This window comes from Alteromonas gracilis (assembly GCF_002993325.1).
Taxonomy (GTDB): domain Bacteria; phylum Pseudomonadota; class Gammaproteobacteria; order Enterobacterales; family Alteromonadaceae; genus Alteromonas; species Alteromonas gracilis.
This window is the reverse complement of sequence record NZ_PVNO01000025.1, coordinates 316,777-343,769: the sequence shown is the minus strand read 5'-3', so window position 1 is coordinate 343,769 and position 26,993 is coordinate 316,777. Positions and strand designations below refer to the sequence as shown.

Below are 26,993 nucleotides of genomic sequence, written 5' to 3'. Positions count from 1 at the left end.
CATGAAACATCCAACTCGATAAATTCAACGCTAAAACTATGTACCTGTCCTCCAGAGTACTTTCCGTATTATCAAAATAAGCTATCTGAAAGTTAAAGAAACAGAGTTATGGGGCGGTTAAGGCTTACTTAATGATAGTACGCCCACTGTACTGTTACTTTTGATGGACTTTTTATGAACTGTTCAAGGCACGGCAAGTTAGACAGATAAATGATTTAATGAGGGGGAAGATCCCCTTCAATTCTAAGTATATTTTAGAAAGCGAACTTTGCACCAATGCTTAGCACGTCAACGTCATCAAATGTTTCGAACGAGAGTTCAACTGCACTTGTCTGTGTGAATTTGTAACCCACGCCACCACCTAGTCCAAACTCCCAATCACTCTCTGCCGACTCCGAAAAGCCTCCCGCGCTTGCAGTAACTTCTAGTTTGCCATAAGAAGGCACGACGTATATGTACATTCCTTCTGCTACCGTATATTCGCCGCGAATTGACATGGCGTAAAACGAGTCAAGTTCTACGTTAACTCCCATAACGTCGTCGTCACTGATCCCAGTCCCTAAACGTACCTCAGGAACAAGATTAAAATTACTATTTACTTGGTATTGATAGCCCGCCGAAGCGATAACGCCTCCAAGACTAATATCAATATCACCGTCACTGTCTGAGATATTTCCATAACCAACACCCAATACCCAGTTGGCTGATGCTGAAAGAGAAACGGATAATAGCGCCGCTGATAATATTGCTTTTTTAAACATTTTTTGTCCTTGTTGATGCAATTTAAATTTTGATGCCTAAAGAAAAGCGACGCCACTTTTTTCTTAGTACTGCGCTTTCGTTCCAGTGAAAATGTAAAACTGTCGGATTACCAACGCTGGTCATATTTACTCAGTCCATGGGTAAGGGGCGATTCCTTTCTTTGGTGGAGACATTATTCATTTTTACAGCTATGAAACAATAACTTAAAGCCATATTTCATATAGTAAATAATGAAAAAAGTGTAAATAATTATGTATCTTTGTAGCAAACAAACTTTTAAAAAATGAATTTGATGCCTTTTTTTCAACTATAGGAGTAAAACGTATTCCCACCGTAATAGTTATACTATAACATCACCCCACAACTTCAAAGTATAGCTTTTCCAAACAATGCAAACAAATTCAGTAATATGCGCGGATGCGCTATCTGTGCGCGTGGACGATCGCACACTTTTAGATAATCTCAATTTTAAAGTCGGCAAGGGTGAAGTTTTTGCGCTTTTGGGTGGAAACGGTGCCGGTAAATCCACTACGCTTAAAACTTTTTTAGGTTTAATGAAAGCAACCAGCGGTAGCGCTACCGTTTTAGGACATAATGCCACTACCCATCCTAACGATGTTCAAAAGTCTGTCGCTTACTTGCCAGAATCGGTCACTCTTTATGGTCATCTTTCTGGCTTGGAAAATATACGATACTTCCTGTCAGTAGCTGGGGTCGATAAGTCAGACAATGACGTATTCGCGGCACTTCAAAAAGTAGCCCTTCAAGAAGATGCATGGAATAAGGCGTTATCAAATTATTCGAAAGGTATGCGCCAGAAAACCGCAATTGCGCTTGCTTTGTTGCGCAATGCCCCGGTGCTGTTTTTAGATGAGCCTACATCGGGGCTAGACCCAGCTGCCATTGATGAATTTAATGCGTTGCTTTCTGAGCTTGCGGCCAACGGCGCTACCATTTTTATGGTTACTCATGACGTTTACGGTGCTTGCCAAGTGGCACATAGAATTGTGCTTTTGAGTAACGGTAAATTAACTGGTTCGTTCGAACGTGTCGGCGATACACCTATTGATACAGAAGCGGTACACGCCGCATTTGCAGGTCGCAAAGTATGATATTAAAGGTAGCAAAAACTATTTGTGCAGATCAGTGGCGATATTGGCTGCGCACGAAAGTTGCCGCAACGGTACTTTTACTAGGGGCAATACTTACCCTTGCTGCTCTTGTCGTAAATGCATTTCACATTGAAGAGGCCGCGCACGCCAGAGAGCACCTTCAAACGGAAGCGGAAGCGCGCTTTAAAGCACAGCCTGATAAGCATCCACATCGAATGGTACACTATGGACACTACGTATTTCGTGCCCCTACTCCGCTAAGTGTTATTGAGCCTGGTGTAGACACCTACACAGGCAACGCTATTTTCTTAGAGGGTCACCGACAAAATAGCGCTATGTTCGCGCAGCAGCGACAATCAGCGGGGCTTACGCGTTTTAGCAGCTTAACTCCGAGCTTTCTTGCGTTAGTACTCGCACCATTGTTTATTATTCTGATTGGCTACGGCAGCGTATCGCGAGAGCGCGAAGCGGGAACGCTCACGCTGTTGTTGTCGCAAGGTACTACTCGCTGGCAACTCATTTTTGGAAAACTGTTAGCGCTAGTAACAGCCAGCAGCCTCTTCTTATTACCCTTACTTTTAGCTTGTCTTTATGTCGCCTTTTCAAGCGAAAGTCCGCTTGTGGTATTGCTATTTTGTTTAAGTTACGCCATTTACTTCATGCTATGGGCTACCGTTGTAACCGCGTGTTCAGCGCTGTTTGAAAAAAGCAGTGTTAGCTTCACCATGCTTATTGTTATTTGGATGGCCGCATGTGTGTTACTTCCTCGCCTTGGAAGTAGTATTGCCACTAATGCTGCCCCTTCTATGGGCAAGCTCGAGGCAGACTTCAAAGTAGAAGAAAAACTTCGAAGTTTAGGCGATGGTCACGACGTTAACGACCCCGCGTTTAAAAAGTTAAAAGAAGATTTATTAGCGAAATACAATGTCGATTCCGTAGACGACCTTCCTGTTAACTTCCGAGGTGTTGTGGCTCAGTATTCAGAAGGCAGACAGGCGAAAGTGCTCAATGAATTTGCTGAAAACAGAATGGGTGAAGAGTTACAACAAGCTCAAATTGCTCGTCAGTTTGGCTGGATATCCCCGACCGTTGCCGTTCGTTCTATTTCAACCATACTAGCTGGCACCAGCCTCGAAACCCACCATCGTTTTCTCAGAGAAGCAGAAGCCCTACGCTTAGACTTTGTTCAAGGGCTGAATAAAGTGCATGTCGAAAAGCTGGACTACCAGCTTGATATGAATCGTAACGCAAGCGAAGAAGCGGCTGATAAAGCTGTTGTCGGCGCAGACAACTGGGCGTTGCTATCAGAATTTGATTTCAAGCCCGAACCAGCAAATACACGCATTTCGAATGCGCTTGTTTATTTTCTACAACTCTTTGTTTGGGTCTGCTTTACCGCCTTGCTTTTAAAAGCGGCTGTTAGGAGGTTAAACCCATGATGCGTTTTACTGATATTAAACGTGAGGCGGGTTTTGTATTTGGTCATCGCCAAATAAAACTAACGTTATTAGTCGTGTTTCTTTTAAGTGTGGTGTCGTTGTGGGCAGGATATGCAGAAATGCAAGAACAACAAGCCACGATTGAACGCTTATTAGAAAAAGACCAAGTAGAGCGTGAAGCCGTTATCACGCACCAGTCTAGCTATGGCATGGTGGCGTATTATACGTTTCATCTTACTTATGCACCTCCCTCCCCGCTGGCTTTTGCAGCCGTAGGTGAACGCGATGTATTCCCTTGGAAGCATCGTATACGTATGCTTGCGCTAGAAGGCCAAATTTACGAAAGCGATACAGATAACCCCGAGCTGGCGTTTCTAGGACGTTTTGATTTTGCCTTTGTAACCAGTGTGTTGCTGCCGTTATTTATCATACTGCTGCTCTACGATTTAAAAGCGAAGGAACGCGAAGCTCGCCGTTTTGATTTACTCAATGTAACAGCGCGCAATGCCCACGCTATATGGACAGCGCGAGTGATAGTTACCTTGGTTCCTTTGGCTCTTGTTACGCTTGTTCCCTTTGTGGTTTTCGGGTTATTTAACGGCGCTTCTATTTCATCAATATTGACCGTTTGCGCAATAGTAATAGGTAACATTGCAATTTGGAGTGCCATTGTGCTTGCGATTGGCGCAGCAAGACGTTTCGCAAGTTTCAGTGCAACGCATCTTGCCTCTATTATGCTAGGCGTTTGGCTTGTTACCACTGTTATTGTGCCCGTGACCGCTCATACGGTGATTAACGCTGTAGTAGAAACTCCCGAAGGCGGCGACATTGTGCTAACCCAACGTGAAGCGGTAAATAGCGCGTGGGATAAGCCAGTTGAGGACACGTGGAAAGCATTTATTGCTACTCACCCACAATGGGCAGACTACACAACGTTTGACCCTAAAAGAGATACTTCATTTAATTGGAAGTGGTATTACGCATTTCAGCAAGTAGGCGACCAAACAGCTAGCGAATTATCGAAAGGCTACCAAGCTGCCACGCTCAAAAAAGACACCATTGCAAGCTATGTTGCGTTGCTCTCCCCGTCTTTGCTCACTCAGCGTTTATTATCAAGCGCTGCAGGAACTGACGTAAGCGCTATGGTGGGCTATGAAAATGACGTACGCGCTTTTCATAAGGCGCTGCGAGAATTCTATTATTTCCATCTTTTTAAAGATCCTGAATTTTCTCAGGAGAGCTTTGAGGCATTGCCACAATTTACACCAAGCGTGGATGCGTTATAGGAAATCAAAGAAAAAATTAGATGAGTGAATTTTGAAACCTCAGCGCCTTAATATGAAAGGCATATCTTACATTCACTAAAGAAGATAAAAGGAAGCTTAGTTTTATTAAGCTTCCTTTTTTATCATGCCGAACCCGTTTATGTTTATAAAATCATGTATTCTGTTTTATAAATAACATTCAAACCTCGTCAGAAGCAGGCCATTCTTGCTCTGTTATAATACTTGCTTCAATCAGACGCTCACGCTTATTCTCAATGACTAATTTCAATTCATCTCTAATTAATCTTACTGCAGGCGTAATAAGATGACGACTGGGAAGCATCAGCCACATTTCTGTTAACGGTATACGGTAGTCGGTCAAAATTCGCTGCAGTTTTTTAGTTAATAAATCATCTGCCACATCAATTACTGACTTTTTAGCAATGCCTACCCCATCGACGCACCAACGCCGCACAATATCACCGTCGTTTACTGCCCTATCGCTGTGTACTTTCACTTTTTGTTTTTCAGTATCTTTAATCAGTTCCCACGTGTTGTGGGTTTGATCGTACAGTTTGTACAGTAGAGCATTGTGCTCAGTTAACTCATTCAATACTTTGGGTTCGCCTTTTTCCTCAAGATATTTTGGAGATGCAACCACAAAGTGGGGAATGTTGCATACTTTAAAGCCATACATCTGAGACTCTTTAACGGCGTCTTTGGTCATAGCACGAAGTGCCACATCAACACCGTCGCGATAAAAATCTACGCGACTATCACTAACGTGCAGCCGAACAGATAAACTGGGATGTGCTTTTATTACATTATTGAGCAGCTCACGCATCAGGTTTCGGCCCATTTCAGACGACATTGCCATGCGAAGTTCGCCATTTATACACTGCGCTTCTTCCGTAACCAGCGACAGCCCTTGCTGTAATGCTGATAACGCTTGTTTTGCCATGGGTAAATAGCGCTCACCTTCAACGGTAAGTCGTATCTTGCGCGTGCTGCGTACAAACAGAGCCACCCCGAGCTGCTCTTCAATTCGTTTAATCGCCATACTTGCAGCAGATGAGCTGATATCAAGTTTTTTAGCTGCGCCGGTGATAGAGCTGACTTCAGCCACTTTAATAAATACGTCTAAATCTTCTGTTTTCACATCGCCACCGTAATTGAAGAAAAGAAAAGGATTACTTCTATTATCCACATTTTCGGGAAAGTCTTTTAGCGTTCTGACCGTTTATTCAACATTATCGAAAGAATAGACTACACGGCATTGAACAGTTGCGCATAACGTCTTTCATTTGCCAACCACAATTTTCGCAAATTGGTCTAATCTCTCTCAACCAAAGGAGCTAGATATGCATCTTAAGTCTTCACTAAAAAAAGCGGCAATGGTCTTCATTATTGCCACTACATCTGGTGTTAGCGCCCAGCAAGCGTTGGCTGAAACACAGGTCACCACTGCTGATGAGGTGAAATGGGGTTACTTGAACCCAGCAAGAGGCGATAAGAGCCCTGGCGCTGCAGACCTTTGGGGTGATAGAACTATTGATACAGCGTCGGGTATGCTTGTGCGCTTTAACAAGGGCTTTGAATCTCCACCACACATCCACAATATTACCTATCGCGGTATTGTGATTGAAGGTGAAATGCATAACGATGACCCGAACGCGGCGAAAATGTGGATGCCAACAGGTTCGTTCTGGACACAGCCTGCGGGTGAAGAGCACACCACTGCTGCGAATGATAAAACTAATCTTATTTATCTAGAAATAGACGAAGGTCCATACTTAGTACAACCTTCTAAACAGCATTTCGATAACGGTGAACGGCCTATTAATATCCACGCCGACAACATGGTGTGGCTGCATAAAACAGATCTTGCGACAATCAACGCAGCGGGAGTATCTGCCACTTATTTATGGGGTGACACTAACGCAGTATACGGCTCTCTGGTCAAAATACCCAAGGGCTTTAAAGGTTCAATCGATTCAGACGCCAATGAATTCAAAGCGGTTGTTATTAGCGGCAGCCTTGAGTACAACGAAACAACAACGTTGAAACCTGGCAGCTTCATTACTTCACCAGGTAAGTCTCGATTGGTGATTGAAAATGATACGAATGATGATGCGATTGTTTATATTCGTGCTTCTTCGCCCTATGATGTGAATGAATAACGCATAGGTTAGTTTCATTTCTTAATTAATTGGCAGAGTGGCAATTGCTGCTCTGCCCAATCCTTTGTTTAAAGGCGAGGGTTTTGCGGGCTTCTCTAGTAACACGTGCCGATCTATTTTACAGGTATGCTTCCCAACACGGCCCCACATGCCAATCCGACTGCCATGGTAAGTGCAACACTGGTAAACGTTCCCAAAAGCACATACTCGGTAAGCTTTCTGTCTTGATGTTTAGTTAGATCTCCAAAACGAAAAATCGACTTCGCCGCAATAAGAAAACCAATAGCAGAAAATTGGTTTAACAGCACGAAAGTCAACATGAGTGTACGCTCTAGGTAGCCAATACGCTGCCCCGCCAGTGATAAGGTTTGTTGTGCTTCGGTACTGATTGTGGGCGGGTCGTTAGGATGTTTAGGTGAAGGGCGAGTTGCCAGTACTTCGCTGCTCCAAGGCGATAACAACTGTTTGATAATAATAGAGCTAGGTTTTAGCACTGCTAAATAAGCAAGTATGACTGCTAAGTGCTCTACGCTGAGCTTCTTGAAAAGATGAATGGCAACTTCCCATTGATTCGTTGCATACAGGAACACGGCAACAAGAATCAGAATGTGCGCAAATTGATCAGCAATAAACGCCTTAGTGCTTTGTGCACAATACGACTTAATTACATCAATTTTAAAATGGGAAACCGCTATAACTATAGCGCTAACACCTAGAGTCCAACCGTTTACGTTTTGCGTAAGCAACAGCATTGCCCCTGCTGCTAGTATCCCATGTAAAAGCGTATGTAAATAAAGAGGTAGTGCCAACGCATGCCGTTCATTTCTCTCTTGTAGCCATGCATAAGGCTGAAAATAAAAATCTGCAAGTATATGCGCCAGCAATAACCCGACTAAAACTTCAGGTTGTTCCAATGATAAGTCAGCCGTAATAGTTACGTTTTGAGCCAACATGTTACTTCCCTTTATAAACGTGAATTTTTGATGTTAAATTGAGAATGATTTTCTCAACCTGCGTCGCTCTCTTGCGTAATATCGCTATTGTCATTTTTCCGCGTCGCTACTTTGCTGCCAAGATGCAATTTCTTCTTCCATGTAGCTGAGATATTCAGCAACCAACTTATAATTACTGGCGTTTAGAATACGACTCACATTGCTTCTGTTTTTATTAAGTATGGTCGCAATGTTCTCATGACTTTTATCTGATGCCTCTAAGTAAGCAAGCACAGTTTGCGATTGTATTTGCGTAAGACCGGATATGTGCGCATCGGCAAATCGTGTGAGTAATTTCGTTTTATTCTCTAGTTGCTCATTCTGACAAGAAAACGCAATATATTGGGGTTTTATTGTATCAAGGCCCCGCCCCGACAGAACAAAGGCTTCGCCTGTACCAATTTTTACCTCTTGCTGTCGAAATTGAGCTTCTCCTATTGCAGCGCTTACCCTCACATCTGCACTCAAAGGGAGAGCCTTCAAAGCCAACCGTATACCAATTGCAATTTGCATGCAGTGCTGAGGCTGGGTCACAGCAAGCTGAAACGCATCGCCTCGATAGATATCGAAGTTGCCGCCATATTGTGAAGCGTATTTTGAAAGTTGTATTTTTAACGCATCGAGTATGTGATTAAGTTCGTCATTGGAAAACGTTTGAGAATTCGAGATGTCGCCAGTCAACACACCTAGCATATTATATTTATAAGGCGCTTGGGATAGACCGTCCGCATTATTGGATTGCGTAGTACTTGCTTTTTTTGAGTTTGACATCGCCGCTTCCTTTACATCACATTTTCGATATGACGCCTTTGACCTAGCAAGTATACACCTTACACTCAACACAACAAAAAACAATCACAAAATAGAATGTGATTATTTTTAATCACATTCTATTTTGTGATTGAAATGAGTAATAGATCAATGTTGATGGGGCGATGAATAAGGAGTGATATGAGAGGTGGTTGAAGCAAGAACAAGCAACTCTTAACTTCTACTACAGTTCCTTCCATCGTTTTTAGCTCGATAAAGCGCTTCATCGGCATGGTTTAAAAGCCACATGGCGCTCTGCTCTCCTTGCCGCTGATACACACTTCGTAGAGCATCATTACTTTGACTTATCAAACCAACACTTACCGTAAGTTTTTTGTCATACGCGGAAGCCTCGTGCGGTATATTCAAAAGCGTGACATTGCGTAATATGCGAGAAGCAATTGCTTTAGCGGCAATGTTGTCTGTTCCGGGTAAAATAATCGCAAACTCTTCACCACCATATCGGGCAACTAAATCATCACTGCCTAAACAACTGTTAGATAAAGTCTCTGCAATTTTTATCAGAACCTTATCGCCGGCAACGTGCCCGTAGTCATCGTTATACTGCTTAAAGAAATCCACATCGATAAGAAGTAGGCTAAGCGCAAGCCCCTGCTCTTGGCATCTTTGAATATCACGTTTTAATGTAGTGTCGAATAGACGCCTATTTGCAATACCGGTAAGGCCATCTATGTTTGCTAGCTGTTCAAGCTGCTTATTAGCCTCAAGAAGTTCGAGCTGCATTTTTTGTAAAATTTTGCGATTGTGTAGACTTTGTAACGTGTTACCTAGCATCTCCCCTATTCGCCGCAGATATTGAATATCAAATGTATTCCATGAATAAGGACTACCTATGATGTCACAGCCAATGAAACCGTATGGGGTATCGTTCACCATAATACGAACACACAAAATAGAAAAGATGCGCTCCTCTTCAAAAACCGCTTTTTCCGCCGCAGCACTCTCGGGAAGCGACGATACGTCGTCTACTTTAAATAAACCGTTTGCAATATGACTCATGAAAAAGGGGAGCGAGCTAGTTGGCATATTTTGCAGCTCATCAATAAAAGGTGTAACCCCCGCTGCAACCCATTCATGGGTGTTCGACATAAGCGCCATGTCTTCGTTGAATTCAAATAGGTAGCACCTATCTACATTGCTAAACTCTCCAAATCCAGCAAGAGCCTGGTCAATAATATTGTCTAACTCGTCAACACTTGCATTAATAAGCTTTGAGGAAAAGTCTGAGAGTAATTGATTAAAAACAATATGCTTACCCGCTGCAGACCCTTGTTGATTGTTGGCAACCAAATCACTTCCGTCAGGTCTAACATAAAGTACCAGCCAATTTTCTTCTGACGTAGTGATAACTCCACCTTCTACGTGGCAATTCATGGCTCGACATTGAGTTTGCACCCTGTACTGTTGGGATACGGCCCCCTCAGTAGCAGCGATATAGAAAGGAAGCGTATTTGCGGCAGTTTTTTGTTTAGACTGGCTGTCAAAAAACATTATTGAACTCTCGTCGAGACCGTTCAATTTTGTAATCCCAAACGTTTTTTCAAACCCCGTGCTGCAATAAACTTCCTCCCTATTAATACGTTTAAACAAAATACTTGATGGCATTTGCTTTAAAACGGCAACAATATCTTCACTACTCAAGCGCATCCCCAAACATGAACATTCTTTAACTGTAGCAAAGCACGACCAATAGTAAAAAGTACACCTCGCGTTTTATTAAACTTATTTAAGAAATTGGCGTATTCATTACAGACGTGGCCGTTTAAAAAAGGATTTGACTGCATATTATGAGTAACTCCATCGCTGAATTGTTAGATGAGATGTATGATGAAAATTCTGACAAGACGTCTCTAGGAAAAGTTATAGAGCGCTTTGAAGACAGAGGGTTTGGCCCATTACTGCTGGTTCCAGCATTAGTCGCATTACTTCCTACCGGCGCTATCCCTGGTGTACCAACAATATGCGGAATAACGTTGTTTTTTATTTGCATACAAGTGGCAATTGGGCAGAAAAGCCCATGGCTCCCTCGCACTCTAAAGGAAAAAGAAGTTGATTCCGATAAGTTAGAAAGCGCAATAGATAAAGCTAAACCCTATGTAAGAAAAACTGAAAAGTTACTTAAACCTCGCCTAACTTTTTTATCTGACACTCCTGCTAAAAATGTTGTTGCCGCGTATTGCGCCATTGCTGCACTTTGCATGATCCCGCTAGAAGCGCTTCCCTTCGCCGTCGCCCTACCTGCCTTTGCGCTTTGTATAACAGCCCTAGGTATGACTAATCGAGATGGCGTGTTTCTTGCGATAGGCATGACGCTTCAGCTAGGTACTGGTTACTTAGTTTTTAAAGCGATGACTATGATGTAAAACTGCAAAAGCAAGCGAAAGTACATTCCTACTTAGCAAACAATCTCTTGTTTTTTGATACGTCTTACGTACTATTCGTGGAATTAGAAAACTGTACTTCGGGCCAGTTGATTTTAGTCATCTCAAAATGTGAACAGCCTCACGTGCGAGAAATTGCTACCACTAGAACAGAGTCAAAAAATGAAGAGAAGTGTTGTTGTATCTCTTGCTATATCCTTTGTTTTCACTGCATTTGATACTTTTGCTGAAAACTGTGTTTTCAGCTGCCCCATTGGTTTAAACGGGCAAACCATTACCCGCTCTATATACACGCTGCATAATAACCCTCAAACAAAGTTCGCAAACTGGGTGGCGTATCACGTCACCCCAGAGACTATCGACGGCCCAACTAGAAGCCGCAACTGGAAAGCTGACCCTGAATTGGATGATGACAGCACGCTAGAGCCTAATGACTATAAGGGCGCGTGGCGGGGCATAGGCACCGATAGAGGGCATCAAGTTCCTCTTGCTTCTTTCAGTAACTCACCAGATTGGCGAGAGCTTAATTACCTCTCAAACATTACGCCTCAAGACTCTGATTTAAACCAAGGTCCATGGGTGAAGCTGGAAAACGCGGTTCGCAGTCTCGTTAGAACAGGTCAAGATGTCTATGTGGTATCAGGTCCTTTGTATGAATGGTTTTTCGCTGCACTTCCCGATGCCGACGAAGTTCATAACATCCCTAGCGGCTATTTCAAAGTTATCGTTACAGAAATAAACGGTTTGGTTGAAGCATCCGCGTTTATTATGCAGCAAAACGCAAGTCGAAAAGATGACTATTGCACTACTCAAGTCACTATTGATGAAGTTGAGGCAAGAACCGGATTAGATATCATGCCGATACTTCCGGAAGATACTGAAGCTTTTGTTGAAAGCACCTTAGGTAACTTGGCGTTTAAGCTAGGCTGTAGCTAGACGCTGCCAATTAAACTATGCCATTGACGCGAATATTAATATGAAAAATCTATAAAGTAAGGCCTTGTGGGATACCTAAGAAACATCACGAAGCTGTATTGACTCAAAAATCCTTAAGAAAATGGTGGCCAATCACTATTTATATTTAAACGGTACTATTTAGATTTAAACGGTTGTAACAACAGCGCTTTTATAGACGCATTTTCTTTTACAGCCGGCACGTCTTTTTGTCCTATTGGTAAAGTTTCATCGCTAAACGCTGCTCTAGGCGTGAAACTATTAAATAACCTGTCCCACCACGATACGCTAAACCCGTAATTAGAATTTGACTCACTTTTAGCTTGGCTATGATGAATACGATGCAAGCGTTGGGTAATTAACACCAGCCCTACTCTATCGTCCCACTTTTGTGGCAGCCTAATATTAGCGTGATTGAAAAGGGCAAAGCCATTTAGCGCTACTTCAAAAATAACAATGGCAATTGCTGGCACGCCCAATATCACTACCGCGGCGGCTTTGACACCCAAGCTTATGCCAATTTCCACTGGATGAAAACGAAGGCCAGTGGTGGTGTCGACGTGACTGTCGGCATGATGCATTTTGTGAAAGCGCCACAACATAGGCACGGTATGAAATAGTCGATGCTGCCAATAGACAAGCATATCAAGAAGTAAAACGCTTAACGCTACTACGCAAATAAACGCTAGAGGTTGCGAGCAATTATCGGTTAACGAGTCGTTCTGTAGGGCTTCGCCGTTAAGCCTTTGATCGAAGCTTGCAGCATCAGTCTGCGTGGCATCCAGCAAAACGTTGAACACGCCTATGCCTTCCTGCTTTGCCCAAACAGACACGCCAACAAGAGTAGCGGGAAGTAAAATTCGCGATACCAACGCTCCCATCACCACCATAGACAAGTTTCCTACCCAGCGAGTTTTTCTATCAAGCACGGCTTTACGCGCTGGCAAAAATGCTTCAAGCACTGCCATAAACACAAAAATGCCGAGAAACACGCTTAATCGTATGAGCGAGGTATTATCCAATGCAAATTCTCTTTATCACGTATCAAACCTTTGTCACATTTATCATTTTCAAAGTAATGATTAAGTTAAATGCGAAGCGAGCTTTCATCACAATTCATTTTCTGTGGAAGACGCTGTGCGGTGCGCCTTATTATCAAAGCGCTCGACCTTATCAAGAGTAGAAAAGCCCCCCGCTATGCGAGTAACCACGGTCACGGCACAGGCAGCAGCGAACAGATAAGCAAGCGTTGCAAAATACTGCGGCCAAATGCAAAAGGCCAAAAACACTAAAATGGTCTCCGTACCCTCAGTTAATCCCTGCATATAGTAGAAGCTTTTATTAGCAAACTGAGGCCTGTCTATTTGAAATTTCTCTGCTGCTATAGCAAATGCCAAGAAACTACTGCCAGTGCCAATAAAGGTAGCTAGTAACACCATGGCCGGTATGCCCCACTCCGCTGGGTCAGCAATTCCAAAGGCTAACGGAATAGACGCGTAGAACAAAAAGTCTAAGCAAATATCCAAAAAACCGCCTGCACTGCTACTACTACGCTGATACCGCGCCAACTCCCCGTCGATGCCGTCGAGTACGCGATTTAATATGATGCAGCCTAGCGCCATATTCCACCAGTTAAGAATAATAAAGGGAAACGCGAGAATACCGACGACGAACCCAACGAGCGTAACCTGATTTGGTGTAACGCTTTTACTGTCTAGCGCTTTTATTAACGGCGTTAAAAGAGGCTTTATAAGTGGGGTAACTTTGGCATCTAACATAATATATCGCTTCGCTCTCTTCTATATTACCGCTACAGGAGTTCTATGATGTCGCCGCCTGCGGCTAGCGCATCATCTTTATCGTGAGTGACCAATACAGCTGGAATTTTTCGTGCTTTTAACTGAGAAAACGTCCAGCTGCGAATTTGACCACGAAGCGCTACATCTAATTTACTAAAAGGCTCATCAAGCAACACCACTTCTGGCTGAGATGCCAGTGTTCTGATCAAGCTTACTCTTGCCTGTTGCCCGCCAGAGAGCGTGTTTACCGCTCGGTCAGCTATGCCATCAAGGTCGACCGCCGCTAACAATTCATTTATTGCGTCACGTTTCATTTGTTTGTTCTTTTGCCTATCAGCAGGCATGGCAAACGCAATGTTTTCGCCCACCGTCATGTGTTCAAATAGCAGCGCATCTTGAAACATAATGCCTACTTTGCGAAGGTGCGCATCCATATCATTAATCACCACACCATTTATTTTAATTTGTCCCGCAATGCTAAAAGGCGCCTGAAGCTGACCAGCGATGGCTTGAAGTAAGGTAGACTTACCCGCCCCACTTGGCCCCATAACGGTTAACACCTCGCCTTTTGCGACTTCAGCGCTTAACTGAAGCAGCGGCTTTTTATCGCGATAAATAACAATATTTTCTAAACTAAGCACTGTAAATTAAACCCTTTTTGTTCTCGTCTTTATATTAGCCTTGGGCTTTTTCTGCAATGCATCTGCTGAAACGCTAGTTAGCTTATCTGTCATGGGAAATTGTCTGCCTCGCTTTCTCATAGTAAATACAGGTATGTACCAGGCAATGATAAAGCCAATAAGCGGCAATATTGCTTGAATGATCACATATACCGCTGTGAGGCGCGTGCTGCTACCCGCTACCGAGGCCACCGCTTCTGTAGTGATGGTAGGGAGCGTACCGCCTGACGCCAGTAAAGTAGGTAAGTACTGGCTAAAACTAATCGCTAAACCTAATGCCCACGCCACTAAAATAGCGTTAAATAGTGATGGCAGCTTAACATGGTAAAAAACCTGCCACGGCGTTTTGCCCAAGCTCTGCGCCACCATGGCGTATCGATTGTCGAACTTCCTATACGCCACTGCCATCGATAAAAACACGTAAGGCACCACATAAACCATGTGCGCTATAAAGGTGTGAAACCATACGGCATTTTGAAAAACAAGCTGCTGGAGCCACACCAAGCCATATAAAAACGCAACGCCGGGGACTAATAAGGGTAAGAAAAGAGATAGAGAAAATATATTCGAAGCATAAGCATGCGCTGGCTTTAACTGCTCGCTTTCAAGGGTAAATATCACCAGCACCAACGCGGTTGTGCTAACCAGCAGACCAAGAAGCAAGGTGTTAATAAGCGGTGTTGCCAGTGCGCTTGTTGCAGTATTCCAATGCAGTAATGTCGCGCCCCCCGGCACTAATAAAGGAAAGTTCCACTGCTTTGCCACGGAGTACGCAACAACCGTATAAATCACCGCGCAGATTAAGATAATGTAAAGCGCTATGACGGCAACGCCACATGGTCGGAAGGCTTTATCGGCAAAATAGCGATTACCTTTTGAAAGGCTGCGCTTACCCATGTAATTAACCATGCGCTCAATGCCCAAAAATAACAGCACCGCCACCGCTGATACCGCCACTTGCACTACCGCAGCACTACTTGCCAGCAGTCGCATAGACAAATCAATATGATTGAACCAATGCATAATAGCAACAGCCAAGGTGCTTGGGCTGTTCGGCCCAAAAATGAGCGGAATTTCAACATTAGAGGTAGCGAAGACTAATACCGCCAATATAGGCAATTTAATTTGAGAAAAAATCGTTGGCAGCACCAATTTGAAAAAGCTCGCTATAGGCGAGTAACCCAACGCCGTGCCCACGTTTACATAGCCTGTCAGTTTCTTTTTCACAAGCGGCTGCGACATAACGCTCAGCGTCATCAACATGATAAACGGCAGCTCTTTCAAGCTTAGTGCGAGAAGCACACCGAGCCCAATATCGTCATAGAGTAACGCTCCTCCAGTAGACGCAGGCAGTGCTGTTTCATTAATCAGCGGTGTCTCGTTGACAAAAAGACTAGTGAAGACATAGCTTAAATACCCACTCAAGCGCGTACCGAGTGCCGCAAATATACCAGATGGACTGAGAACAAATAGTAAAGCAATGGCGGCGGCTGCATGGGGAAATACGAGAAACGGGCTTAGCACACCTTGAATTTTTCCAAGCAGAGAAGATTGATAAAACGCAGCTAGAATGCAGAACGCGGCTAGCACGGCTAAGAGTGTTGAGCCTAAGCCTGTAAAAAGCGATAACGCCATCATTTGCCAAACATCAGGGAGTGCGAATAACGTAGCAAATACGTCGGCGGAGAAAGCATTAGCGCCGATAGCCGGAAAATAACCCAACGCAGGAAATAACACCCCTACCAGCCCTGCCAATACAGGCACGCAAAGTACTAACAGTAAACACCAGCGCGAAACAAGTGTAACGTTAGCAAACATTAGTAGCGTGCCCCATAGCGTTGAAACCAGGCTTCACGTAGCGCGTCGGTCCAGCTAGCGTGGGGTTCTGCTAGCAGCACCGCTGACTGTGATTTATCGAGGGCAGATGCGTGCACGGTATCACTTTTAAAAAGCATAGTTTGTGCTTTTGAAAGGGCTGTCATATCCAGCACCGTATCGTCGCCCCACACCGCCAACTTTTGTTTTTCGGCTTGTGCCTCTGGCGAAAGCAAAAAATTCACCACCGTTTTTGCCGCTGATTTGTTGTTCGAGTTATAGGTCAACCCCACAAAATGTACGTTGGCAAGGCTGCCATCTTGCATGGCGTAAGTGCGTACATCGTCAGGCAAATCAAAACGGTTAACGGCCGATGGAATTTCAGCGGCAGTAAATGAAAACGCTAGGGTAAGCTCTCCAGTGCCAATCAAACGCTGCAGCTGCGAGGCTTGACGAAGCATATACTCCCCTTGTTGCCACATACTTGGATGTAGTTCGTCTAAATAAGTCCAAAGCGCAGGTAATACAGCCTGCAGTGATTGTTCAGTAACGGGCTGATAGAACAGAGACTGCTTGTCGCCGTTAAGTGCAATGGCTGCATATTTTATAAAGCTAATGCCTAAATAATCGTTTGGCACAGGGTAAGTGAATCGCCCTGGCGCCTTTTGTGCAAACCGGAGTAATTCGCCAATGGTTTGCGGAGGCGTTACGTTTAACGCCTTCATGTGCGCACTGCGATAGTAAAACACCATTGACGCTTTACCCCAAGGCGCTTCCATGCCAAGGGTGGCTTCACCAAAATCGGTTACCATAGCGGGGTTCTTTTCAGGGGTGGTTAGCGCAAAATTATCCAATTCTTCCACCCAACTTCGGGCAAGCAAGCCGTGTTTTTTCATTGCGGCAAAGTTTTCGCCATTTATCCATATCAAATCCACACTGCCGTTATCGTGATTACCAGCCGCTTTTTCTGCCAACACACGGGACACAGCGTCGCTGGTATCAGCTAACTTTACGTGCTGCATTTCAATATTAAAACGCTGATTAACTTGCCCGGCAACCCACTGCAAATAACCATTTACTTGAGCACTTCCACCCCATGCATGAAAACGCACTTGAGGCTTGTTAGAGGATGAATTTAATTCAATGTTTTGATCCGCAATACGTTGAGGTGATTCATAGTCAACATCGCTCTTAGCAATAGAAAACGCGCTAAACGACATGGTGGTAATTAACAACACCTTTAGCAGCATTTGAAAGTGAGGAAGCGCGTTAAGACCGCAGTGACAAAAAACCTTCTGGAAAAACCGATACAACCTAAACTTACCGTGTTGCGCTAATTCTCTTGAATAGTGCAGCCCAATATAAAGGGATGGATACAGGCTAAAGCCCTTTTCACCGAAACGTTTAATGTTGACCAAAGCGCTATTGGGTGCCATTGAGCGCCCAGTCGTAATCTAAGAATTCAATTTCTGCGTTTTCCTGCTCAAGGGTTGAGACCTGAGGCTCCGATAGATTAAGTGCATCTTTATATAACAACAGAAATTGGCTCAAAGTTTCTGTGTTTACGTTATTAGCACCTTGCCAACTTTCGCTTTCACGCCCTGCATTATTTTCAAAATCTTCGCCGTACCAATCGAATATTTTAGACAGCTTCAAGGTATTGCCGTCCATTCTGTTGCGAGATGTATCGGCTAAGAAGCGTTTGGTTTGTGCATCAAGTTGACTGTCCAGCTTTTCGCCAACATAAGCTTCTTCACGCAGCGCGGGGCAACCAATGCTGGCGCAGTTAACGGCAAAATGAATGCGTGGCTCGTTGTATCCTTTCGTGTTTTTACGTTGACCGCGGATAAGTTCGTGCTCGATTTCGTCTAACGTAAGGGTTTTACCCAATAGCGGCGCAATTTCCTTTTTCCAAGGCGATGAGAAAAAACCGCCTAAATCGCGAATAGAGTCTATCTCTGGGTATTCGGTGAGAATAAGATCAATGGTGTAAGCGTTGTATGCATTAATGAGAAACGCCAGTTGGTCGGCCCTGTCCCAGCGTTCAAAGGTACTTTTTTCTACCTTAGCCAAGGCATTTAAATACTCGGTTAAACGGTTGCTATTTTGTTTAAACCCCTTGTAATCCACTTGTGTGCTGGCGCCACTGTCTATGGTTTTCACATGCTCGCTTAATAACGCACTAAACGGTTCGTGTAGAGTGTTATTTTCTTCAAGTACAGCTTCACCTGACGTAACCGAAAAGCTCGCGCTTGCAGCAAGCAGCATAACGCTGCTTGCGGCTAATCGGCCTAATTTTTTAATAGCCCCTAGTTGTGAAACCGCAAGTGCGTTTGTCATCGCTAGTCTTTTAGTCACCTCTACTACCCTCTTCGCCACGTGTGGAATTTCTCTACATAGCTAAGTAGTTTTTCAGGCGCATTGGCGCGCTTCCAATTGCCTGCTGCATATTTTGCGCCTTCAGCCCAAGTTGGGTAGGCGTGAATAGTGCCAAGAATTTTGTTAAGCCCTAGATCATGCTTCATGGCGATAACAAATTCGGCAATCAAATCACCTGCATGTTCAGAGACCACAGTCACGCCCAGTATTTTGTCTTTACCTGGCGGCGTAAGCACCTTAATGAACCCCTTACGTGCACTTTCAGCAACCGCGCGGTCAAGTTCAGCAAATTCGTAACGAGTGACTTCTACATCAATCTCTTGTTCAGCAGCATCTCGCTCACTTAAGCCTACTCTCGCCACTTCCGGGTCGATAAACGTCGTCCAAGGAATAACGCGATAATCCACTTTAAACTTCTTAAACGTGCCAAAAAGCGCATTAACCGCCGCATACCAGGCTTGATGTGCGGCAACGTGGGTAAATTGATAAGGCCCTACGACATCACCAGCGGCAAAAATATTTGGCATAAGGGTTTGCAAGTATTCATCGGTCTCTATGGTTCTATCGAACTGAATTCCCAGGTCTTCAAGACCAAACCCATTAAGGCGTGCTTTTCGACCCACAGCCACAATGACTTCGTCGTAGGCAATGGTAGATTCAACACCTTCTTTTGCAACCACTAGCACTTTTTCGCCATTTTGTTGCTCAAAGCGAAGAGCATCATGTGAGGTTAATACGTTGACGCCGTTCTCACGCAGTACAGATTCTGCGTATTCCGCCACGTCTGCATCTTCGCGACCCATTAAGCGCGGAGCCCGTTCAACTTGTATCACTTCGCTGCCAAGGCGTGAAAAGGCCTGGGCTAGTTCACAACCAATAGGCCCTCCGCCTAGTACAACTAAGCGTCTTGGCGCGTCTTCAAGCTCAGCAAAATTGGTCCATAAGGTATCAGAAGTGACATAGCCGCTTTCCTTAATACCCGGTAAGTCAGGAACAAAGGGCGCTGCGCCTGTAGCCACAACAATATTCTTTGTGGTTAGCGTTTGCGTGCCGCCATCGTTCTTTTTGATTTCTACTGTCCATGGGTCGATGATCTTCGCATAGCCTTTTACGACATCTACACCCAAGTTAGTGTAGCGCTCCACGCTGTCGTTAGGCGCAATTGCCGCGATCACGTCGTGTACACGTGCCATCACTTTTTTAAACGACATGGCAGGGGCTACTGGCTCTAAACCGTAACTATCAGCATGGCGCATTTGGTTGGCCACTTTAGCCGTTTTTATTATGGCTTTACTGGGTACGCAGCCATAGTTGAGGCAGTCGCCTCCCATTTCCCCAGCTTCTATCAGCGTGACTTTTGCTTTCACCGCCGCAGCAATGTAGCTGGTAACCAAACCACCCGCACCCGCACCAATCACCACTAGGTTGCGATCAAACTTCTTCGGTTTATTGTAGCCTTTGTAAACGCGACGACGATTAACTACCGCCACGATAGCTTTAGCAATCCAAGGGAATATGCCTAAAAGGACAAATGAAAAGATAAGCCCTGGTGAGACAATGCCAGACAAACTGTCTATTTGTGCAAGCTGGGTACCTGCGTTTACATACACAGCAGTACCGGCGAGCATGCCTACTTGGCTCACCCAATAGAATGTCCATGTTTTAAGTGACGTTAGCCCCATTAACAGGTTAATCAGGAAAAACGGGAATACTGGCACTAGGCGCAATGTAAACAAATAAAACGCACCTTGTTTCTCTACGCCCTCATCAATCTTTCTAAGCTTTTCTTTAAACTTGTTGCGTACGGTGTCGCGCAAAATAAAACGCGATACTAAAAACGCCAGCGTTGCGCCTATGCTCGAAGCAAACGATACAATCACTAAGCCCTGTACCAGGCCAAACAAGGCCCCTGCTGCCAAGGTTAAAATAGCCGCCCCCGGCAATGACAGTGCGGTTACTGCAACATAAATGGCAAAGAACACACCAATGCTCAACACTGGGTTTTGTGCTATTTGCGTTTGGAACGTATCCAGAGAGTCCTTCATGCCTTGAAGGGTTAAATAGCTATTTAAATCAAAGTAAAAAAAGCTGAATATGGCGGCAACAATTACCCCTAAAAGCGCTATTTTTTTAAACATAAAAATCCTTAGCGCTTAAAACGCATACTGCATGGTAACTTGGGCGTGACGAGGTACGTTTGGCATCACCAGTGTTGCGCCGAAATATCCACCCTCAAACAGCGGTTGCCAATTTTCTTCATCGGTGACATTGATGACATCTAAACGCAGGCGAAGGTTATCCGTTACTTGATAGTCTGCATTAACATCAACCGTGTATTGGTCGCGAATATGCACCGTTTGTAAGAAGTCCAACGGGAATGACTTTGTGTAAAGCGCGCTTGCGCCAACTTGGAAGTCGTCAGTAATTTGCCAGCCAGCGTTAATTGAAGCGATTTGTGGCGGAATTCCCTGAACACGACTGTCAGATGCAGGGAAGGCAGCAAACGATGGCGACCCTACTCCCGTACCTTCAATAATGTCTGGGCGACTGTTGTCGAAGGCATCGATAACCTGCGCTGTACCTTGGAACGCAGCTGAATCATCAAAACGCGCGTCTAAATAACTATAAGCCGCATTTACCCAAACGTTATCAGCTTGATAGAACATTTGTAGTTCGAAACCTTGTGTTTTCACACCGCTGTTACTGCCATCGCGGTTGCGTAAGCTTCGGGTCTGGTCAAACACAGCGGCCTCTGCGTACCAGCTGCTGTTTGGCGCATATTTTACGCCCACTTCGTATAACGTATTTTCAGTGGCAAAGTTAAGCGGGTTAATCTCGTTGTTACCGCCTAACACGGTGCCCCCCGCCATACTGTTAGATGTCGCGTCGTTTTCTGAAAACGCGGCGTATATATTCACATCTCCTGTCAGCTTATAGACTGCACTTAACTGATAGCTGGTTAATGTATCACTGTACGAATCTGAAGCCGCTTCAACACCAACAGGCGCTAATGGGTCACGAGCGTCAACGTCGTAGTAATCGACACGCACGCCAGCAATGGTAGAAAATTTATCAGTCCACGCAGAACGCTGCTGAAACGCTAAGCCTGTTTGCCATGAGGTGGAGTCGGTGGTGTCTGACAAGTTAAAGTCGCCGCTTCCATCACCATCTAGATCGTATTGCGCACCCGGTGAAACATACACGCCAGGACGCAGCTCAACTAAGCGGGCTTTTTGATTGTCTGTAAGCGGAATAACGCGATTAGAGATAGGTCCGGTCAAATCAATTGGATTGTCAGCCTCTGTTGTAAATTGGCTGTAGCCCAATACGTCATTGTAACGAAGCGCAAGCCCTACCGTCGTGGTTTGACTATCGCTCCACGTATAATCAAGCTCAGTACGGTTTTCAAACGTGTCAGCGCCATCAATGATTTCTACGAAACTGTTTTGCGCAATTTCTTCACGCTCAAGATATTGATAATAGGTAATGTTGCGAAGCGCGATATTATCGGCGACTTTGTATTCCACATTACTTCGAATAACGGTGGTTTCAGCACCGTTGATGTCATCAGGATTGGTAAATACACGGTTACGAGGAATAACCACTTCACCGGTAGGAGAAATAATAGCACCAGCACCAGGTACGGAACTACCATTTGGCTGAGTGCCTTGACCGGTAATATAAACGCCGTTATCGATAAGGTCTTGTGTTGGGCGGTTTATACCTGCGTTATCTGGATAATCTGTGTCGTAATATTCAGCGCTGATATCCCACGTTAGTGCATTGCTCGGCGTATAGCGATAGGCCACAAACAAATTCGTGCTTTCCCGCTTGGCAAAGTCATAAAAACTGCCGTGATCTAAGTACTCTGCACTAAAGCGAACACCACTTTTACCTTCTTCTATTGCCGTACCGTAATCGACTTGCGCTGAATACTGATCCCAGCGACCCGCGCGAAGGGTAACTTTACCATTGCTTTCTGTGGTAGGCGCAACCTTAGTTTGAAGGTTTACAAAGCCCCCGTTTCGTTGCGTACTGCCAAATAACACTGGCGATGGCCCTTTCACTACATCAATTTGCTCAACGCTATTAAACGACAACGGCAGGCCAAAGCCATTATTGCCAGCTTGACGTCGCACGCCATCTTGGAAAAGCTCGCCGAGTTGGCCCCGTATACTCGGTAAGCTTGGTGTACCGAACCCGCTTGAGGCGTACGCGTTGGGCGCTGCTTTTACTATGTCGTGTAAATCATTAATGTTGAGTGCTTCGATGGCCTCTGCCGAGAGTGAAGTTACCGCACGCGGGGTCTCTGCTGCACTTAAACCGCTACCAAAAATGCCTTTCAGTGTGTTGTCGCCGGGGTTGAGCGTGTTTACATTTTGCTGGTTGCCGGTGACTTCAACAACTTCAATATCTGATACGCCTTGAGCATAGAGCGATTGACTGATGGCAAGTGCGAGTGTGCTAAGCGCAAGGCCGATTACTTTTTTCATTAACAATTCCGTATTTTTAATTCTTATTCGACAAGACCGATACGCGTATCAAAAAATTTCAGAACAATTAATTTTCAAAAAATATTTAAAAACAGAAAATTAATTGAAATTTTTATTTTGAACGGTCGTTCTAGTATGCTTGCACTATTATATTTTTGGAGCATGTATGCAAAACAACACCGATATTCAAAAACGACTGCAGTGGTCGTTACTTTCTCTTCGCGTAACTATTTTTATTGTTATGTTCGTTTGGACCCTTGATAAATTTGTTAATCCTGCACACGGCATGGCCATTTTCGAAAAATTCTATGGTATCGGCGGCGTACCTGAAGTCGCTGTTTATATCATGGGCGCTTTACAGCTAGCATTGGTTTTGTCCTTTCTAGCGGGCCTTGCGAAAAAATACACCTACGCCTTCATTTTTATTCTGCACGGTGGATCAACCCTTTCTTCATTCCCCCAGTATCTAGACGCCTTTAATCACTTGCTATTTTTTGCAGCCTGGCCCATGTGGGGCGCGTGCTTTGCCCTTTTCCTATTGCGCGATGCAGATACAAAATTTGCTTTTGGCAAATAATAATTTTTTTGCGAGGCGAGCCGCGCGGTGTTTACAAGCGAGCTCAACTTATTGATATGATCTCAATGTCGGCGCTTTTTAATAGAAAGACGGCCGCCCACGCTATTTTGTCATTGATCTAGTCTTTGGCGGCAGCATAAAGTTGCTGCCACTCTGCCTCTTCTACAGGCATGATCGACAGTCTTCCGCCTTTTTTAACTAAAGGTAGCTCTGTAATACCTTCCATACTTTTGATCACAGAAAGTGGAAGTACGCTGGAAAACTTCTCTGCAAATTTCACATCGACGCGATACCAACGAGGGTTTTCCTGACTCGATTTAGGGTCGTGATATTTTGATTCAGGGTTGAACTGTGTGGTGTCTGGATAGCCGTCTTTTACCACCTCGGCAACCCCTGCAATACCTACCTCTTTACAACTGGAATGATAGATGAATACTTTATCACCCCGTTTTACACCGTCTCTTAGAAAGTTACGGGCTTGGTAATTTCTTACCCCATCCCACGGTTCCGTCTGATCAGGTCGACTTGCTAAGTCGTCGATAGAAAATGCATCGGGTTCTGTTTTAAATAGCCAATACGCCATAGTTGTTGTTATTTCTCTTCGTTGTAAATACACAAGCCATACAAGCACCTATTATTGAATGCACTCCGGTTATCGATGAGCCTTCACTCAGGTTGCTTTTTCTTACGGAACACTCGCAAAAACGTGTGCTCACACATAGTCTTTTGGCTTTTTTATTTAAGTGAGTATACAAAGCTATTTTATTTAATGACAGCGCTATACCTTAGCGCGGCCAAGACTGCTATAATTGCGTACTAATTCTGAGCTTCTGCCTACCTTTAGCTCAGCAACTTCCTGATTTATCTAGATGTGATTACTATGCAAGCCACCATTAAGGCCGATCGCGGTCTGTTTTCCTACCCAAAATATTGGCCACATTGTTTGGGTACTGCACCTTTTCTCCCGATGTCAAAGGAAGAGATGGATGCCCTTGGCTGGGACAGTTGTGACGTTATTTTGGTAACGGGCGATGCATATGTAGATCACCCAAGTTTCGGTATGGCGGTTATCGGTCGTGTACTGGAAGCTCATGGTTTTCGTGTTGGCATTATTTCTCAGCCAGACTGGACCAGCAAAGATGACTTTATGAAGCTGGGCAAGCCTAACCTATATTTCGGGGTAACAGCCGGAAATATGGATTCCATGATTAACCGCTACACGTCAGACAAAAAACTTCGCCACGACGATGCCTACACGCCAGGCAATGTGGGTGGTAAGCGTCCTGACCGCGCGGTTACTGTGTATTCACAGCGCTGCCGTGAAGCGTTTAAAGGTGTACCTGTTATTGTTGGCGGTATTGAAGCTAGCTTGCGACGTATTGCGCACTATGACTATTGGAGCGAAAAAGTACGCCGCTCTGTGTTATTCGATTCGAAAGCGGATATGCTCTTTTTTGGTAACGCCGAACGACCTCTTGTTGAAGTCACCCATCGCTTAGCGGCAGGTGAAGATATTGCGGATTTGCGCGACATTCGCGGAACTGCGATTATCGTGAAAGAGGCCTTACCTGAGTGGCAAGGCGTTGACTCTACATCGCTTGATAGACCTGGCAAAATAGACCCGATTTCAAGCCCCTATCAAATGGAGCCTGAATGCGACTCGCAAGAGAAAGACACCAAAAGTAGCGAAGCGCCAGAAGCAGCGCCTATTGTGATTCAGCCTGCGCAGAAAGAAAAAGAAAAGCGCAAGCCTTGGGAGAACGTGTACGTTAAATTGCCTGCGTATGAAACGGTGAAAGACAACAAAGTGTTGTACGCCCATACGTCGCGTATTTTGCATCAGGAAACTAACCCGGGTTGTGCTCGCGCGCTCATGCAGCGCCATGGTGACCGACACATTTGGATTAATCCACCTGCCATGCCGCTCGAAACTGAAGAGATGGACGCGGTGTTTGATTTACCCTATCAGCGCGTGCCCCACCCTGTGTATGGCGATGCCAAAATCCCTGCATACGATATGATTCGTTTCAGTATCAACATTATGCGCGGGTGCTATGGCGGCTGCACATTCTGCTCAATTACCGAACACGAAGGCCGTATTATTCAAAGCCGCTCTGAAGACTCTATAATTCGTGAAATTGAGCAAATTCGCGACACCGTACCTGGCTTTACCGGCGTGATTTCAGACTTGGGCGGACCAACCGCAAATATGTATCGCCTGCGTTGTAAGAGTCCGAAAGCCGAGGCCACATGCCGCCGCCCTTCATGCGTGTACCCCAGTATTTGTGCGCATATGGATACCGATCATAAGCCAACGATCGACTTATACCGTCGTGCTCGCGAATTACCTGGAATTAAAAAGATTTTGATTGCCTCTGGCGTGCGATACGACCTAGCGGTAGAAGACCCAGAGTATGTGAAAGAATTAGCGCTCCACCATGTAGGTGGCTATTTGAAAATAGCACCAGAGCACACTGAAGACGGCCCGCTTTCAAAGATGATGAAGCCGGGAATGGGCAGCTACTACCGCTTTAAAGAATTGTTTGATAAATACTCGCAAGAAGCGGGCAAAAAGCAGTATCTCATCCCTTACTTTATTGCATCGCATCCGGGTACAACAGACGAAGATATGCTAAGCCTTGCGATTTGGCTTAAAGAAAACAAATTTAAGCTCGATCAGGTACAGAACTTCTATCCGTCGCCAATGGCAACGGCCACCACCATGTACCACACAGAAGTGAATTCACTTCGTAAAGTGACTAAAGAAAGTGAAGAGGTGCCTTCTGCAAAAGGTGAGATTCACCGTCGATTGCACAAGGCGATGTTGCGATACCATGACCCGAAGAACTTTGCGCAAATTCGCGAAGCGCTCAAGCGTATGGGGCGCGAAGATTTAATTGGCCGCGGTCCTCAACACCTTGTTCCACCTGAAACAGCAGATGAAAAGCGCCAAAAAGCGCAAAAAGGCCGCCGTGGTGAGCGCGCGCTTACCAAACATACTGGGCTTCCTCCTACTTTTCAGGGAAAGAACAGTAAAGGTAAAGGCCGAGATGGCAACACTGCGAACAAGGGTCGCCGCAATTCAGATGCAAATAAGCAGTACCAAGGCAACCCACAAGAACAATCCAACGGCAATTCCGTCAATAAAAGCGGAGGCAAGACCGGCAATAGAAACGGGGCCAATACGTCTAAAGCGAATAACGGTAGTGGTAACAACCGCAACCGCTCCCAAAAGCAGCCGAGCATGCATAAACGTTAAACTAAAAAACGCCCGATATTTTTAAACATCGGGCGTTTTTCTTTCAGTCTATCAGCGGCTTCTTAGCACTTAACG

22 protein-coding genes are annotated in these 26,993 nt (G+C 44.9%); 8 read left to right on the top strand and 14 right to left on the bottom strand.

Annotated features, from left to right (window positions below):
* Nucleotides 1-254: 254 nt before the first annotated feature.
* A complete protein-coding gene (locus C6Y39_RS10035) occupies nucleotides 255-761 on the bottom strand; it encodes an outer membrane beta-barrel protein (protein WP_105931115.1) in 507 nt (168 codons plus the stop codon).
* 390 nt (nucleotides 762-1,151) lie between these two features.
* On the opposite strand from C6Y39_RS10035, the gene C6Y39_RS10030 reads away from it, so the two are divergent.
* Genes C6Y39_RS10030 through C6Y39_RS10020 form a run of 3 tightly spaced genes read left to right on the top strand, consistent with a single transcriptional unit; the run spans nucleotide 1,152 to nucleotide 4,599 of the window.
* Nucleotides 1,152-1,874, top strand: coding sequence for an ABC transporter ATP-binding protein (locus C6Y39_RS10030; RefSeq protein ID WP_105931114.1), 723 nt, complete (start codon nucleotides 1,152-1,154; stop codon nucleotides 1,872-1,874).
* On the top strand, nucleotides 1,871-3,313 hold the full coding sequence (locus tag C6Y39_RS10025; protein ID WP_105931113.1) for an ABC transporter permease: 1,443 nt from the start codon (nucleotides 1,871-1,873) through the stop codon (nucleotides 3,311-3,313). The genes C6Y39_RS10030 and C6Y39_RS10025 overlap by 4 nt, the downstream gene beginning before the upstream one ends.
* A complete protein-coding gene (locus C6Y39_RS10020; protein WP_105931112.1) occupies nucleotides 3,310-4,599 on the top strand; it encodes a DUF3526 domain-containing protein in 1,290 nt (429 codons plus the stop codon). Before C6Y39_RS10025 ends, C6Y39_RS10020 begins: the two co-directional genes overlap by 4 nt.
* Nucleotides 4,600-4,777: 178 nt before the next feature.
* Here the strand turns inward: C6Y39_RS10020 and C6Y39_RS10015 are convergent, their stop codons facing one another.
* Complete coding sequence (locus C6Y39_RS10015) at nucleotides 4,778-5,737, bottom strand: LysR family transcriptional regulator (RefSeq protein WP_105931463.1); 960 nt, start codon at nucleotides 5,735-5,737, stop codon at nucleotides 4,778-4,780.
* Between the two features lie 202 nt (nucleotides 5,738-5,939).
* On the opposite strand from C6Y39_RS10015, the gene C6Y39_RS10010 reads away from it, so the two are divergent.
* Nucleotides 5,940-6,758: a DUF4437 domain-containing protein gene (locus C6Y39_RS10010; protein ID WP_167390643.1), complete on the top strand. Its 819-nt coding sequence runs from the start codon at nucleotides 5,940-5,942 to the stop codon at nucleotides 6,756-6,758.
* Nucleotides 6,759-6,871: 113 nt separating this feature from the next.
* Here the strand turns inward: C6Y39_RS10010 and C6Y39_RS10005 are convergent, their stop codons facing one another.
* The 3 genes from C6Y39_RS10005 to C6Y39_RS09995 form a co-directional block, all read right to left on the bottom strand.
* Nucleotides 6,872-7,711 (bottom strand): DUF3307 domain-containing protein, encoded by an 840-nt coding sequence (locus C6Y39_RS10005; protein ID WP_105931111.1) that lies wholly within the window; start codon nucleotides 7,709-7,711, stop codon nucleotides 6,872-6,874.
* Between the two features lie 90 nt (nucleotides 7,712-7,801).
* Nucleotides 7,802-8,521, bottom strand: a complete 720-nt coding sequence (locus tag C6Y39_RS10000; protein WP_240618860.1) for a nucleotidyl cyclase domain-containing protein — start codon at nucleotides 8,519-8,521, stop codon at nucleotides 7,802-7,804.
* Nucleotides 8,522-8,734: 213 nt separating this feature from the next.
* Nucleotides 8,735-10,072: a diguanylate cyclase domain-containing protein gene (locus C6Y39_RS09995; protein ID WP_167390642.1), complete on the bottom strand. Its 1,338-nt coding sequence runs from the start codon at nucleotides 10,070-10,072 to the stop codon at nucleotides 8,735-8,737.
* A gap of 296 nt (nucleotides 10,073-10,368) precedes the next feature.
* On the opposite strand from C6Y39_RS09995, the gene C6Y39_RS09990 reads away from it, so the two are divergent.
* Together C6Y39_RS09990 and C6Y39_RS09985 are read left to right on the top strand one after the other, a co-directional pair.
* Nucleotides 10,369-10,944, top strand: a complete 576-nt coding sequence (locus C6Y39_RS09990) for an exopolysaccharide biosynthesis protein (RefSeq protein ID WP_105931109.1) — start codon at nucleotides 10,369-10,371, stop codon at nucleotides 10,942-10,944.
* Between the two features lie 180 nt (nucleotides 10,945-11,124).
* Nucleotides 11,125-11,898, top strand: a complete 774-nt coding sequence (locus tag C6Y39_RS09985) for a DNA/RNA non-specific endonuclease (protein WP_105931108.1) — start codon at nucleotides 11,125-11,127, stop codon at nucleotides 11,896-11,898.
* Nucleotides 11,899-12,053: 155 nt separating this feature from the next.
* Here the strand turns inward: C6Y39_RS09985 and C6Y39_RS09980 are convergent, their stop codons facing one another.
* The 8 genes from C6Y39_RS09980 to C6Y39_RS09945 all read right to left on the bottom strand — a co-directional run bounded on the left by C6Y39_RS09980 (nucleotide 12,054) and on the right by C6Y39_RS09945 (nucleotide 23,082).
* Entirely contained in the window at nucleotides 12,054-12,938 is an 885-nt protein-coding gene (locus C6Y39_RS09980) for a sterol desaturase family protein (RefSeq protein WP_105931107.1), read from the bottom strand.
* Between the two features lie 87 nt (nucleotides 12,939-13,025).
* A complete protein-coding gene (locus tag C6Y39_RS09975; protein ID WP_105931106.1) occupies nucleotides 13,026-13,694 on the bottom strand; it encodes a CDP-alcohol phosphatidyltransferase family protein in 669 nt (222 codons plus the stop codon).
* Between the two features lie 32 nt (nucleotides 13,695-13,726).
* A complete protein-coding gene (locus C6Y39_RS09970) occupies nucleotides 13,727-14,356 on the bottom strand; it encodes an ATP-binding cassette domain-containing protein (protein ID WP_105931105.1) in 630 nt (209 codons plus the stop codon).
* A 6-nt stretch (nucleotides 14,357-14,362) separates the two neighbouring features.
* On the bottom strand, nucleotides 14,363-16,213 hold the full coding sequence (locus C6Y39_RS09965) for an ABC transporter permease (RefSeq protein ID WP_105931104.1): 1,851 nt from the start codon (nucleotides 16,211-16,213) through the stop codon (nucleotides 14,363-14,365).
* On the bottom strand, nucleotides 16,213-17,646 hold the full coding sequence (locus C6Y39_RS09960; protein WP_240618859.1) for an ABC transporter substrate-binding protein: 1,434 nt from the start codon (nucleotides 17,644-17,646) through the stop codon (nucleotides 16,213-16,215). The genes C6Y39_RS09965 and C6Y39_RS09960 overlap by 1 nt, the downstream gene beginning before the upstream one ends.
* A complete protein-coding gene (locus C6Y39_RS09955; RefSeq protein WP_105931103.1) occupies nucleotides 17,633-18,550 on the bottom strand; it encodes a DUF547 domain-containing protein in 918 nt (305 codons plus the stop codon). Before C6Y39_RS09955 ends, C6Y39_RS09960 begins: the two co-directional genes overlap by 14 nt.
* A gap of 23 nt (nucleotides 18,551-18,573) precedes the next feature.
* Complete coding sequence (locus C6Y39_RS09950) at nucleotides 18,574-20,727, bottom strand: FAD-dependent oxidoreductase (RefSeq protein WP_105931102.1); 2,154 nt, start codon at nucleotides 20,725-20,727, stop codon at nucleotides 18,574-18,576.
* Nucleotides 20,728-20,742: 15 nt separating this feature from the next.
* Nucleotides 20,743-23,082 (bottom strand): TonB-dependent receptor, encoded by a 2,340-nt coding sequence (locus C6Y39_RS09945; RefSeq protein WP_105931101.1) that lies wholly within the window; start codon nucleotides 23,080-23,082, stop codon nucleotides 20,743-20,745.
* Between the two features lie 166 nt (nucleotides 23,083-23,248).
* Here C6Y39_RS09945 and C6Y39_RS09940 point away from each other — a divergent pair, with 166 nt between their 5' ends.
* A complete protein-coding gene (locus C6Y39_RS09940; RefSeq protein ID WP_105931100.1) occupies nucleotides 23,249-23,659 on the top strand; it encodes a hypothetical protein in 411 nt (136 codons plus the stop codon).
* A 118-nt stretch (nucleotides 23,660-23,777) separates the two neighbouring features.
* On the opposite strand, the gene C6Y39_RS09935 is transcribed toward C6Y39_RS09940, so the two are convergent.
* A complete protein-coding gene (locus C6Y39_RS09935) occupies nucleotides 23,778-24,242 on the bottom strand; it encodes an EVE domain-containing protein (protein ID WP_105931099.1) in 465 nt (154 codons plus the stop codon).
* A 297-nt stretch (nucleotides 24,243-24,539) separates the two neighbouring features.
* Between C6Y39_RS09935 and C6Y39_RS09930 the strand changes: the two genes are divergently transcribed.
* Complete coding sequence (locus tag C6Y39_RS09930; protein ID WP_105931098.1) at nucleotides 24,540-26,918, top strand: YgiQ family radical SAM protein; 2,379 nt, start codon at nucleotides 24,540-24,542, stop codon at nucleotides 26,916-26,918.
* Nucleotides 26,919-26,993 lie beyond the last annotated feature (75 nt).